The following is a 12437-nucleotide window of genomic DNA, read 5'->3' as shown; positions in this document are numbered from 1 at the left end:
GATTTTTAAGAAATCATCTATGAGGAAGCCCATGGTAGAGAAGCGCAAAAAAGACGAACAAACTAAAAGCTGCATCACTCGTACGACAATGCGCAGCCAAGGGGTTCAGGCACGCAGCCGGGAAAGAGTTGATCTTCTGCTTTCCGTGGCGGCGACTTTGATCGCCGAGACAGGCATCGAAGGACTAAAAATGCGAGAGCTGGCTCGCCGCGCTTCGTTACCGATCGCCTCTGTCTATCATTACTTCCCATCTGTTAGTTCTGTTGTGAGGGCATTGGCCGTAGAACATCTCTCGGAGCTGCGGGGCTATGTCGTTGAAGCTATCTCCCAACTGCCTTCATCTTCGATGCGGGAAGACGAGCGACCGGCGATGGCCGCAGCGTTGGTAAGAGATATCGCGGACTTTCTGTTGCGTTCCCCGGTCTCGGCGATCATTTGGGACAGTCTGCGCGGAAATCCCGAGCTACGCGCCCTCGATATGCGGGATACAGAGGAAAATGCGATGCTTTTCCGGGATCTTATGGTTTGGGCGGTGCCGAACCTCCCGGAGGAACAGACCGATGCCACGTCTCTCGTTATTCTGGAGGCAATTCAGGGAAATCTCATCCGCATCATGCACTCGGAGCCGGAAGACAGAGAAATTCTGATCGCGACGCTCGAACGCGTTGTCGCTGCAGTGCTTCGCGGGTTGTAATAGACAACTCTTGGCATGCCGTTATTGACCATAAATTGCCAGCGATGAAACAGAGAATGTGCATTCCATTTTCAGCATGCTTTGGCTAATCTGTGGCAGAAAACTGCGCGGGATTGCGAGGGAATAAGTCTCTGAGGCCAACATGAGTACACTGGCAGAAAACGCACTCGATTCGGCAATCTCGACTTCCGCGCGCAAACCATCGATGCGTAAAAACGGCCAGCAGCGCCTGAAACTCCTGATTGAATCGACGGACGCCTTGTTGCACGAACATGATGTTGGCGACGTAAACCTGAACCGGATTGCTGAACGTGCAGGCGTGCCGATCGCATCGGTCTATCATTTTTTTCCGAGCAAGGATGCGGCACTCATTGAACTGGCTGACGTCTATTTCGGCATGATCCTGGATGCCGGTCGCCAGGCAATCAGCCCGCCCCCGCAGAGCTGGCAGGAACTGATCGCGTACAGGTTGCGCGATGTCATGCAATTTTACAATGACCATCCTGCAAGTATGAAGCTGTTTTTTGGCACGACAATCAATGCCGAAGTCCGGCGGCGGGATATGACCGGTATCGTTGTGATCGCTGAAGCCCGCGCCGAGATACTGGAGCGCTATTTTATCGTGCCGACCATACCGGATTGGATAGCCAGGCTATCGAACTCGGTGGCGCTGAATGACGGGATCTGGGCGCTTGCTTACAGTCGCGACGGCCGCATTACTGCCGGGGCGCTTGAAGAGGGCATCAGGGCGACAACAGCCTATCTGCGTTGTTTTCTGCCTGAATATCTACCGCCCAGATCGACAGGCGCCGGATCATAGGTCCAGAGTCATATCATCACTCTCGAAGCGCGATACACACGATACGATGTCGCAGCCGCGGTGCTTCTCGTCGTCGTCCAGCGCCTGATCGTTATGGATGAGTTTACCGCTGCCGGTGATGACCTTGATCCTGCATCGACCGCAAAATCCGACACGGCACATATAGGGTATTCTGTATCCGGCATCCTCCAGTCGCTCCAGAAGGCTCTGATCCTGCTCCACATCGATGATTTCCCCCGTCGAGCGAATGCGTACGGAGAAGGGCAAGCCGGAAAAATTTGCCTTGAAGCGCTCGAAATGAAAACAGGAGCGCGGCCACAAACCGGCATCGACTGCGCTGGAAAGAGCATCGATCAGCCGTGTGGGACCGCAGGCGTAAAGATGTGTGCCGACTGGTTGTCCCGACATCACCTGTGCCGGATCCAGACGCTGCCCGCCAGTGCTTTCATATAACCTGATCCGATCGGGATAGCGCGCCTGAAGATCTGTCACAAAGGCTGCCGACGCTGCGTGGCGGAAAGTATAGTGCAGCTCGAAAGGGGTTCCTTGCCGGGTGGCCTCCTGCGCCAGGGTCAGAAATGGCGTTATTCCAATGCCACCGGCTATGAAAACGTGCTTTCGCGCCCGCCGGTGCAGGCCGAAAAGGTTGAGAGGGTGGCTGATCGAAACCCTGTGCCCAACCTTCAGTTGCTCATGGACGAATTTCGATCCGCCCCTGCCATATGGCTGTAGCTGTACGGCAATTCTGTACTGGTTTGCCTCTTCCGCCGTATCGATCAGCGTATAGGAATTGCGCCGTACGAGGCTGCCATCCTGCAAATGAAGCGTGATATGGGCACCGGGAGAAAAACGGGGCAACGGCTGTTCGCCCGTACCATCCAGAGAAACGACTTTGATCCCCCCGGCAACCTGTGAAATATTCGACACAATTGCCTGAAGCAGGCTGCCATCCATTTTCAAACGAGCTCCGCCTGACTTGCTTCTGCGAATATCGGATCACCTGGGCTTATGAACACACCCTGATACGCGCCAAACGAAATCGAATAATGATTTCGAACGAGAAGATCGATACCGCAATTCTCACACCGGATGGTTCGTCGCGTGGTGTTCGCATGGATGCGTTTGCAATAGGCGCATTGCACGTCCCATTCGTTCGGGCCCGCCACCTGCGTGAAAAGATTCTCTTTCGGGAAATCGCTTTCCAGTGCAACGCGCCGGATACGGGACAGGAACGCCTCGGTGCCGCACGCATAAAGCGCGGTTGCCATATTGGCCTTTTCGAGGCGTTGCGCCAGCCCGGCAGATACAAGGTCTTCCGCCAGTTCGGTTATGTCCTGATCGAACGGACCTTCGGTCGAAAGTCGCTCTTTTATGCGGAGCCGGAAGGCGAAGTGACGTCGATTTTTCCGCGCAATCCAGCCCGCTTCTGCAAGAAAGATACGATTGCCTGTGTACCGTGTCCGTCGTGCACCAGAAGGTGTTGCGCCACCGGTTGCCATACAAGCAATGTATGCCCGGGTTTCGTCGAACTGAAGATTCGATCCGAGAGCGCCCGGGAGTATGACATATCAAAACACCGCGTTCAGGTCGGGGCTGCGCCCGGGTGTGGTCGGGGTGCCGTCATCGAACTGCGAGAGCCACTCGACAATCTCCTCGCGGGCGATCATCGATTTCGTTCGATCCAGGCTAGGGTCCAGATCTCGAAGAACCCGATGCAATCGACGGCCCCATTTGGGGACGCGCGCGATGTCGCGGATGGACAGCATGTAGTTTCGCAGGACAAAGATGATGGCATTGGACGCCGGCAAGCGGTGCAACTGCTGGAACTCGACGCGGAAAAAGACATTGTCCGCGACGTTTTCTGTCGTAATCTTCGGCAGGCCCGGATTCCAGCGATAGCGGGATTCCATGGCGAGATCCATGCGGGGCGTCACGGTGACGAACCAGTTCACGCGCCTTTGCGGGGCATCGGCACCCAGATTGAGCGTCATGCGCAAGGCGCGTTCAACGATGCGTCTCTCCCGCTCTCCGCGTAACGGGCCATGGATTCCGCGCCAGTCCATGCCAAAAATAAAATCAAATGACCAGCCGCCACCTTCCGTCACGATCCCGGCATCCAGCCACAGCGTTTCCTCGCGTTGATCGAGGAGCATGAAGTCGCCTTGGACCTGTCGCGTGATGTATTCGAAGGGCTCGCAAGGGAGTGACTGACGGTCTGCGATGGCAAAAACATGGTCGATATGCAGTGGCCGGTTGATCCATCGGCACTCCGTGCCAACTTTGCGGAATTCGAAGTTTTCTGGAAAATCCCGTGCCAGATTTTCCATGATGTAGATTGTCGCCTCCCATTGCGCATCCATCATATGAGGCTTCGACTGATAGCGCCCGGGATCTTTCTCGAGAATAGCAGCTCTGTTTGCCACGCTCGCCAGATAGTGCTCGTCCATGTCGAAAACTGTGCGAAGTGCGGCGGTAGCCCCGGTTCTGTCGTGGGGTTCTACGTTAACGGAGGGAATATACTCATCTCTTTCAAAGGGAAAGGAAAGCGCAGGATCGCTTGTTGCGAGTTTTTAAAGTCCATGCGGCCCGCGAAGACATTTGCATATTCTTCAATGAAACGCCGCTGCGAAAGCAACCCCAGTTCTGGGGGGCGGGCAGTGTCGTCATCTTCAAGGTATGAAGCCGTTTTTGTAACCACTGAACCCTCTCCGGCTGAAATCTCACGTAAAACCGGGCGGCCAACGCGCGTTGCCTTATCGAGGATATATTAGCCGAATTTATTCGACTATCAATCGTCTTTCTTAAAATGGAAATCGCGTGCGTTGAATTAACTCTATCGGGATATTTGTAGTATTCCGTGGAGTACTCATGCAGGTCGGGGCGCCAATGCTGCGCGACACTAGTCAATCTGATTCGATTAATATTTGGGCATCGTGTAAGCAAAAAGGGCGCAGAAACGTGAATATCACGTCAGCGCCGCTCTTTTGCGGATGCGGGACCATAGGTTCCGGTCAGCGATTCCGCTGCCGATGAACGGGCATCGATCCTTGTGAACCATTCGAGCAGTTTCTTTTGATCGGGATCTATCGGAAGACCAGCCCGTCGAGCGGCAAAATCAATGAAACAATAGAGTACGATATCGGCGAGGCTGAAATCGTTTCCTGCAATATAATCCTTCCCGGCAAGCTGCGTATCGAACCAGGCCGCTGCCTTGGACGCGATTGCTTTCATGTCCTCGGCTGCTTGGGGAACGCAATGAACACGCTCCTTGAAAACGCTTAGTCCGGGGCCATAACGGAACGCGGCAGTTATCGGCTGATTGAATGCCAGATCAGCCCGGCGTGTCCACATTCTGACTGTCGCCTTGTTTTCCGGTGTCGCACCGATCAGGAACGGCGCGGGTGATGTTTCATCGAGATACTCGCATATGGCCAGTGATTCCGCGATGACCTGTCCCGATGGCAACTCCAGCGCGGGAAGCTGGCCGGCCGGGTTGATCTCGAGAAATGGAGCCTGCCTGTTTTCGCCTGCAACCAGATCGATCCAGTGTTCATGCAGATGGATACCTCGCTCGGCGGCGAACATGCGGACGACGCGCGGATTTGGTCCAACGGAAGTATAGAGTTTCATTATGGTCTCCCATAACGGCGTGCCGTCAGGCTCAAGAGCGCCGGCTTTCCGAGATTGACCAGTTGATGGCATTCTGCACCAGCCGCCGGTAATTTCCGTTGGCCTGCGTTTCCGGGAAATGGCCGGGCTGTATGTAAGCCACGGCGCTGTTACCGCTTCGCTTCGTCCAAGCCACGACACTGCTGCCGGTTGGTCTCTGCCATCCCCTGTTGGACCAGCGTTCGCCGGTCATGGCAAGTTTCAGTGAAAACAAGTTGCGATCGCTACAGTCCACATCCGAGCGGGCGACCGGGGTGATACTGTCTTCGAAGACCTCCATGAGATAGGCCTCATCGATCAGCGTGAATCGATCGGGAAGCCCCTCAAACAGCGGGTGGGATGCGTTGTCGGCCGTGATCGTCATGGAGATATCCGCACGCGTCCCACCATCCATCACGGCTTGACCACGCACCTCGCCCGGAAAATGCAGCAGGATGCCGCCGAGAGCCTCGGCATATTCTGGCCAGGACGTCCAGGCGGCAATCGCGTGGTGGAGGGCAACGATAGGCATTCCCGATTTAAGCAATCCCCTGAAACCCTCCTGGAAAATCCGGGAGGGCGCCACTTCATATCCCGGTCCCGTCCAGGGATTCCCTCCGGGCATATCGTAAAGCACGACGGCATCGACGTCGCACATGGCCTGCGGATTGAGGACGCGTTCGGCGACGGGATGCTCGATGAGAAAACATTCCATCCCTTGAAAACTCTCGAACATCGCCATGAGCGCCGTGCGGTCATAGGTGTGACCGTTGCCGATCACTGCGATACGAGGCCGAACCTTGTAATCCAGAAAGCCCATCGTTCTCCTCCCAACCGGCTTTATTCGTAATCGATAGCAAAGCTTATCGTTGGGTCATAATGTGCGTCCCAATAGCCTTTCCAGAGTGCCTTGCTGACCGGTCCGACTTCACCGTTACCGACTGGCTGCCCGTCAAGCAGCGTGACGGGCATGACGCCGCCTGCGGTTGTGACGAAGAGGATTTCGTCGCAGTGATAGGCGAGCTCCACCGGTATATCGTCGAGGACATAGGGGTAGCCCAGCTTTTCCGCGACGGCCAGAACCGACTTGCGGGTGACCCCCTCCAGCACGCCTTTTTTCGGAGTGTACAGTTTGCCATCCTTGACCAGTATGACGTTGAAACCAGATCCCTCGGTCAGGTTTGCGTCCCCGTCGGTGAGGATCGGATACATGGCGCCGCGGTCGCGGGCTTCCATCAGACCACGGGTGAAATCGCCCCATTGCAGGTTCTTCACGGTCGGGTCGATTGCCCCCGGCGGCACGCGGCGAACGGTGCGGGTGATGACCGCAGTGCCACCCTTCTTCTGTGTCTGCTCGTCCATGACCCACATGTAGGGCATGACCATGAGATAACAGAAGTTTTCGCACTCTTCCGGGGCGTACTGCCTGATGAAGCGGAGGCCACGGGTGACGATCATCATCACATAGGCGTCGCGGATGCCGCTTTTCGCCACCATTTCTGTGAGACGGTCCCGTATTTCCTGCCGCCCAAGCGGGCTTTTCAGGCGAAGTTGTTCGCAGCTTTTTTCGAAACGATCCAGATGCTCGTCGAGCCTGAAGAACCTGCCGTCCCAGACTGCGGGAACGTCGTAGGTGAGATCCGAATGCAGAAAGCCTTGATCCAGGATCGGGATGCGTGCTTGCGCGAGGGGGACATATTCACCCTCGATATAAACGATGCCTTTGGCAAAAGGGTTTTCGCTGGCCGCAAGCTCGGTCAGGCGGTTGTGGTATCCGGCAAAGATATGGTCGGTGTAGGACATGTGGAGAATTCCCTGAAACTGATCGTGGTTCATCAATGCTGTCCGCCGCCTGACGATGGTGGCGGGAAGTCCTCAGGCGGCTTCGACACCGGCTGAAACAATATCGGCAAATGCGCGCTCGGCCGCCTCGAGCGCGCGGTCTATGTCATCGGGCCTATGCGCGGCGCACAGGAACATGTTGTGTTTGGGGTGCAGGTAGATCCCGTGTCTCAGCGCCGCTGCGCAGAAGGCATTACCGATCCTCAGATCCTGATCGCCGTCGAACAGCACCATCGTCATCTGCACCGGGCCTGTTTGCCGCAAGCGGAAGCCGTGGCGATTTGCAATTCCGTCAAGACCGGTGCGCAGCCGTTCTCCCATCGCTTCCGTGTGCGCCAGCGCATCCGTGTCGCGAAGAATGTGGATGGTGCGGATTGCCGCTGCCATGGATGCCGCTCCGTACCAGAAGGAGCCGGTCACGAACACCTTTCCAGCTCCTTCCCTGAACCTTTCCGCCCCCGCCACGGCTGCCAATGGCCAGCCATTGGCAATCGACTTTGAATAGGCGGCGAGATCAGGTTTGACCCCGTAGCGCGCCCAGCTTCCTCTTGCATCAAGGCGGAAACCGGCTCGCACGTCGTCGAGGATAAGGGCAGCGCCTGTCCGGTTACAGATCGCTCGCGCATGTTCAAGAAATGCCTGGTCCGGCATTTCCTGGTCCTTGCCCACATCGTGACGGAATGCTGTTAGCAGGATACCTGCCAGATCGTCTCCTGCTGCCTGGACAGCGGTATCGAGGCTCGCGGCATCATTGAAATCGAAGATGATGATGTGGGCCCGGTCCTCCGCGGTGACGCCGATGAGGGAAGGCGAACACCATGGTACAGCACCATGATAGGCGCCGCGCGCAACAAGGATCTTGCGACGTCCCGTGGCCGCGCGTGCAATGGTAACACAGGCCGTTGTGGCATCTGTTCCGTTTTTCTGAAAAAGCGCCCAATCGGCATGGTCAATCGTATCGACGAGCAGTTCGGCGAGTTCGACCATGGTCTCCGTTGGACCGTTACCGATATCGCCCTTTTCGATTTGCGCGAATGCCGCCGCATCCACTTGCGGATGGCGATAGCCGAGAACGTTCGGTCCCCACGCGCACATAAAGTCGATGTATTCGTTGCCGTCGGCGTCCCAGACCCGGCATCCCTCGGAACGGGAAAAGAACTGGGGATATCCCGGTCCGATCGCACGCGTTGCCATATGTCCCCAGACCCCGTTCGGGACAACACGGGCAGCACGTGTCAGGAGTTCCGTATCCCGGCTGTTCAGCAGTTTATTTGTCATCTTCCGATCCTTTCGTTGCGGGAGGAGCACTTCTGCCCCTCCCGTGCGTTCGATCAGTTTGAAATTTCCGCCAGCGGCAGATTGCAGCAGGCGCTGTAACGAACACCCTTGATGGTCGGGCTGTGGGCGAGGATCAGGTCGGGGCTGACCATCGGGACGATGATGCGATCCTTGGCCATCAGGTCGCCTGCCTGGAACCAGAGCTTGTTTGCGTCCTCCGCTGTCGGTGCGGACAATGCCTTCTTCGCCAGTTCGCCTGTCTTGGCATTGATGATCGACGGATCGGTGACGCCGCCAGCGCGCTTTGCCCAGACGGAGCCTTCGGACAGGCCAAATACGTCGACATATTGCGACGTACCGAAAAAGTCCGGAGCGAAGAAGACGGCCGTCAGCGGAATATGATCGCCGTTGGCAGCTTCACGCCAGTTCGCGAACGGCACCGGCGAAAGCTCGACCTTGATGCCGACCTTGGACAGATTCTGCTGGATCTTTTGCATCATCAACGAGAAATCGACGCCATAAACGTTCATGTCGGGATAGATCGACTTCAGTGTGAAGCCGTCGGCGGCTCCCGCCTTGGCAAGGATTTCTTTCGCACGATCCGGGTTATAGACTGGAATTTCATGCCCATCTCCACCGGGGAAACCCAGCGGAATCGGGGTCGCAATCGGGCGTCCGGCCCCGCCAAGGACGAAATCGATCAAAGAGGTGCGATCGATAGCAATCGAAATCGCTTCGCGAACCTCTGGCGTCAGCTTGACCGTATTGGCTTTGGCGCCGGGCGACAGGGCGATGTACACGAAATTGTAGGACGGAACTTTTTCGACCGTGACGTTGCTGCCCTCCAGCGTCTTGGCGGTTTCCGGGTCGATCTGCATGGCGATGTCGGCAGATCCGGATTGCAGCATCTGCGCCTGAGCGACTGCGTCCTTGACCTGGCGGAACACGACTTCGGGCACCGCAGGTGCCTTGCGCCAGTAACTGTCATTACGCTTTAGCCGTAGCTCGGCATTCGGCTCATACGACGCAAGGACAAAGGGGCCGCTGCCGGCGGAGTTGGTCAGAAACCAGTTTTCCGATTTGTCCTTGTCTGCTGCTGTGGCATCCGCAAGTGCGCCATTGGCAATGGCCACGTCGCTGTTGATGACCCCAAGGAAACCGGCGGCGGCCTGATTGAGGAATTCGGAGTTCGATACCGAAAGCTTGACGATGACCGTATGGGCATCCGGCGTATCGATCGATGAAATCGGTTCGGCAAGGAACGCTCCGTTGCCCTTGATGTTTTTCAGTCGCTCGAACGACCATTTCACGTCCTTGGCCTCGACAGGCGAGCCGTCCGAGAATTTTGCGCTTGGATCGAGCTGGAAGGTGAACTGGGTCTGGTCCTTGTTTGTCTCCCAGCTCGTGGCCAGAAGAGGCTGAAGCTTGTTGTCCTTGTCGAGCGTCACGAGCTGCTCGTAGACGGACGTGTTGTAGATCTGGCACGTATCGCACCAGGCTCGTGCCGGGTCGAGGGAGTTTACGTCCATGTCGCGTGCGATCACCAGCGCGCGTTCAGCCGCAGAGGCCGTTGAAACCGGTCCAGCGAGCGCCGTCGACGCAAGGGCGATGGAGAAGAATGCAATTCTTGAAGTCGAAAGCAGTCTTGTCATGTGTAGGTCTCCAGTTTGTCGGGCTGCGGGAGCCCTGTTCCCGTTAATTTTCCGCTATTTTATGCAAGGCGTCGCGTATGTCGGCGGACGTGGCGAGAGCTGCGCGATTCAGAACCGCCGAAACCGTGGGAGCAGCAAGCCCCCCCGTCACGCGCAGAATTTCGTGGTCAAGAAAGTCGAAGAAGCGCTCTTGGATCTCTGCAGTCCAGATTGCACCCATGGACAGGCTGCGCGCCGTTTGCTCGGCGATCACCACGCGGCCGGTCTTGGCGATCGAGGTGCCGATCAGTTCCCAGTCCATACCGTGATGGTCGATATTCCGCAGATCTATGATCTCTGCATCTATACCGCTTTCCTCGGCGGCTTTGACTGTGTTCTGAACCATCACCGATGTCGCAAGTACAGTACACTGCATTCCCGAACGAACAATGTTGGCGGCGCCGAAAGGAATATGGAATTCACGGTCGCCCGCCGGCACTTCGAACTCCCTCTGGTACAGCTCGGTATGTTCGATCACGACGACGGGATCGTTGCATTCCAGTGCCGAGTTCATGAGGCCGATGTAGTCGAAGGCATTGGACGGCGTGACGATACGCCAGCCCGGAAACATCGCAAAAAGCGCTGACGGGTCGCCGGAATGCTGTGAACCATATCCGGTATGGGGGGAAACCCGAACACGCATGACCAGCGGCACCGGAAAGCCGTCACCGAACATGTGACGGACCTTGCCGACACCATTGGCGATCTGGTCGGCGGCCGTGAAGCAGAAATCCCCGAACATGACCTCGACAATGGGGCGCAACCCGTTCAGCGCCGCACCCAGCGCCACACCGGTGAAGCCGTTTTCTGCAATCGGCATCGGAAGCACGCGATCGGGCCAACGCTCCAGAACGCCCTTGGTGAATCCGCTGACACCCCCGCGCATCTGGTGCACATCCTCACCCATGACGATGATGCGTGGATCGCGGGCCATGGCTGCCGCCAGGGTTTCCGAAGCGGCGGTCACGAATTTCACTTTTTCAACGGGACCCGCCCGCATCGCGTCATGATCCAGCATCCGCTTGCCGGCAAGCTCGGACAGATCCCCCAGCATGCCCTGATCGCGGGTTGCCGGATCAGGCCACAGACTGTCCGGTATGCGCAATGCGTTGCCGCCCGGAACGGGCTCCGTCAGACGCGCGGCTGCCGCACCGACACGATCGGTGACGAGCGCGTCGATGCGCGCCAGTTCCTCGCTGGACAACAGGCCAAGCGCGCTCAGGCGCGCTTCGGCAAGTGCCACCGGATCCCGCTCGCGCCAGATGGCTTCCTCTTCCTTGCTCCGGTAGCCAAAATCGCTTCCGTTCCGGCCGCCAGACTGATGGAAATGGCGGTAACAGAGCGCTTCGACGACAACCGGCCCGCCTGTTTCGCGAATGATGCGACGTGCCTCGACCATGGCGCGATGAACGGCGACGACATCCATGCCGTCACATTCGATGGAGGCGATACCGAGCATGGCGCCGCGTGAGGACAGGCGCGTCTCGCGGGTAACTTCGGAAATGCGGGTGGAAACGCCGTAAAGATTGTTTTCGATGAAGAAGATCACCGGGAGAGATTGCGCCGCCGCGATGTTCATTGCTTCGTAGCTTGCGCCGTTCTGCGTCGCGCCGTCACCGAAGAAGGCGACTGAAATCTGATCGCGGCCGAGCACTTTGTCGGCAAGCGCATAACCTGCGGCGTGCGGCGGGTTTCCGCCGACGATCGCCGACGTGCCAACGACGCCCGCATCCGCAAAGCGCATGTGCATGGAGCCGCCGCGCCCGCCGCAATATCCAGGTGTCAGTCCCATGATCTCGGCCATGAAACGATAGATTGCATCGTCCATTTCCGGCGTGAATGCATCCTCGCGGATGTCGAAGCCCTGCGGAACCGCAGGGTTAAGAAGCTTCAGCAGAACCTGATGATGTGCCCGGTGCGTACCATTTATCTTGTCTCCCGTCACAAGCGCCGACATGGCGCCGACCGCACCCGCTTCCTGGCCGATACTGGAATGGGCAGGGCCGTGAATCAGTCCTGCCTTCTCCAGATCGAGGAGCTTTTCCTCGAACCGCCGGACAAGAAGCATCTGTCCGTACCAGTGGATCAGGTTTTGCGCTTCTTCCTCGCGCCAATCCGTCTCGTCCAGTTCGATCCGGAACCATGGCGCGGAAGGATTAAGGGGTGTCTGGCTTACCATCTTGTCCTCAGTGTTCCCGCGGATTTGAGAGGGCGTATACCGTCTGTATCCGTTTATGGAAATAAATTCCGTTTTTGTATCTTCAGACTAAGCCGGGCTCGCCATTGTATGCAACAGAAATTTTCATCTCGCTGATTTTCTCGCAGGAAACGTCCGGTTTCAGCAGCTTATTCAGGTGGTCAAGATGGCGTATTCTCTACTTAGTAAATTGAAAAATATACGTTATTTTTAAAATGTCTTTCTGGGTGTGTTTTTGGCAATTCGCGCGCCAGCCCAGCGCCATCA

General features: G+C 57.1%; 12 protein-coding genes. 2 read left to right on the top strand and 10 right to left on the bottom strand.

The window, feature by feature from the left end; genetic code table 11:
* Positions 1-31 precede the first annotated feature (31 nt).
* The gene (locus tag FGF54_RS26375) at positions 32-694 is read left to right on the top strand and encodes a TetR/AcrR family transcriptional regulator (protein WP_168208278.1); all 663 of its coding nucleotides are present in this window, start codon (positions 32-34) and stop codon (positions 692-694) included.
* Positions 695-836: 142 nt separating this feature from the next.
* Complete coding sequence (locus FGF54_RS26370; RefSeq protein ID WP_142781852.1) at positions 837-1514, top strand: TetR/AcrR family transcriptional regulator; 678 nt, start codon at positions 837-839, stop codon at positions 1512-1514.
* Here FGF54_RS26370 and FGF54_RS26365 read toward each other — a convergent pair.
* The 10 genes from FGF54_RS26365 to FGF54_RS26325 all read right to left on the bottom strand — a co-directional run bounded on the left by FGF54_RS26365 (position 1509) and on the right by FGF54_RS26325 (position 12152).
* Positions 1509-2468, bottom strand: a complete 960-nt coding sequence (locus FGF54_RS26365; protein ID WP_142781851.1) for a PDR/VanB family oxidoreductase — start codon at positions 2466-2468, stop codon at positions 1509-1511. The two genes, FGF54_RS26370 and FGF54_RS26365, sit on opposite strands and share 6 nt — an antisense overlap.
* Before the next feature lie 2 nt (positions 2469-2470).
* Complete coding sequence (locus FGF54_RS26360; protein WP_142781850.1) at positions 2471-3013, bottom strand: dimethylamine monooxygenase subunit DmmA family protein; 543 nt, start codon at positions 3011-3013, stop codon at positions 2471-2473.
* A 69-nt stretch (positions 3014-3082) separates the two neighbouring features.
* Positions 3083-3961, bottom strand: a complete 879-nt coding sequence (locus FGF54_RS26355; RefSeq protein ID WP_246667045.1) for a DUF3445 domain-containing protein — start codon at positions 3959-3961, stop codon at positions 3083-3085.
* A gap of 50 nt (positions 3962-4011) precedes the next feature.
* Complete coding sequence (locus FGF54_RS27675; RefSeq protein ID WP_246667044.1) at positions 4012-4212, bottom strand: hypothetical protein; 201 nt, start codon at positions 4210-4212, stop codon at positions 4012-4014.
* Between the two features lie 272 nt (positions 4213-4484).
* The gene (locus FGF54_RS26350) at positions 4485-5144 is read right to left on the bottom strand and encodes a glutathione S-transferase family protein (RefSeq protein WP_142781849.1); all 660 of its coding nucleotides are present in this window, start codon (positions 5142-5144) and stop codon (positions 4485-4487) included.
* A 31-nt stretch (positions 5145-5175) separates the two neighbouring features.
* Complete coding sequence (locus FGF54_RS26345) at positions 5176-5982, bottom strand: ThuA domain-containing protein (protein WP_142781848.1); 807 nt, start codon at positions 5980-5982, stop codon at positions 5176-5178.
* Between the two features lie 20 nt (positions 5983-6002).
* Positions 6003-6998 (bottom strand): aminotransferase class IV, encoded by a 996-nt coding sequence (locus FGF54_RS26340; protein ID WP_246667043.1) that lies wholly within the window; start codon positions 6996-6998, stop codon positions 6003-6005.
* A gap of 39 nt (positions 6999-7037) precedes the next feature.
* On the bottom strand, positions 7038-8282 hold the full coding sequence (locus tag FGF54_RS26335; protein WP_142781990.1) for an aminotransferase class III-fold pyridoxal phosphate-dependent enzyme: 1245 nt from the start codon (positions 8280-8282) through the stop codon (positions 7038-7040).
* Between the two features lie 53 nt (positions 8283-8335).
* A complete protein-coding gene (locus FGF54_RS26330; protein WP_142781847.1) occupies positions 8336-9934 on the bottom strand; it encodes an ABC transporter substrate-binding protein in 1599 nt (532 codons plus the stop codon).
* A 43-nt stretch (positions 9935-9977) separates the two neighbouring features.
* The gene (locus tag FGF54_RS26325; RefSeq protein WP_142781846.1) at positions 9978-12152 is read right to left on the bottom strand and encodes a thiamine pyrophosphate-dependent enzyme; all 2175 of its coding nucleotides are present in this window, start codon (positions 12150-12152) and stop codon (positions 9978-9980) included.
* Positions 12153-12437: the final 285 nt, after the last annotated feature.

The organism is Agrobacterium sp. T29 (assembly GCF_006970545.1).
In the GTDB taxonomy this organism is placed as follows: domain Bacteria; phylum Pseudomonadota; class Alphaproteobacteria; order Rhizobiales; family Rhizobiaceae; genus Agrobacterium; species Agrobacterium leguminum.
The sequence above is the reverse complement of the archived record's forward strand: the minus strand, read 5'-3'. Positions and strand labels throughout refer to the sequence as shown.

Coding starts and splice junctions, on each gene's coding strand:
- FGF54_RS26375 (WP_168208278.1), top strand. CDS start 32: ATGGTAGAGAAGCGCAAAAAAGACGAACAAACTAAAAGCTGCATCACT.
- FGF54_RS26370 (WP_142781852.1), top strand. CDS start 837: ATGAGTACACTGGCAGAAAACGCACTCGATTCGGCAATCTCGACTTCC.
- FGF54_RS26365 (WP_142781851.1), bottom strand. CDS start 2,468: ATGGATGGCAGCCTGCTTCAGGCAATTGTGTCGAATATTTCACAGGTT.
- FGF54_RS26360 (WP_142781850.1), bottom strand. CDS start 3,013: ATGGCAACCGGTGGCGCAACACCTTCTGGTGCACGACGGACACGGTAC.
- FGF54_RS26355 (WP_246667045.1), bottom strand. CDS start 3,961: ATGGACGAGCACTATCTGGCGAGCGTGGCAAACAGAGCTGCTATTCTC.
- FGF54_RS26350 (WP_142781849.1), bottom strand. CDS start 5,144: ATGAAACTCTATACTTCCGTTGGACCAAATCCGCGCGTCGTCCGCATG.
- FGF54_RS26345 (WP_142781848.1), bottom strand. CDS start 5,982: ATGGGCTTTCTGGATTACAAGGTTCGGCCTCGTATCGCAGTGATCGGC.
- FGF54_RS26340 (WP_246667043.1), bottom strand. CDS start 6,998: ATGAACCACGATCAGTTTCAGGGAATTCTCCACATGTCCTACACCGAC.
- FGF54_RS26335 (WP_142781990.1), bottom strand. CDS start 8,282: ATGACAAATAAACTGCTGAACAGCCGGGATACGGAACTCCTGACACGT.
- FGF54_RS26330 (WP_142781847.1), bottom strand. CDS start 9,934: ATGACAAGACTGCTTTCGACTTCAAGAATTGCATTCTTCTCCATCGCC.
- FGF54_RS26325 (WP_142781846.1), bottom strand. CDS start 12,152: ATGGTAAGCCAGACACCCCTTAATCCTTCCGCGCCATGGTTCCGGATC.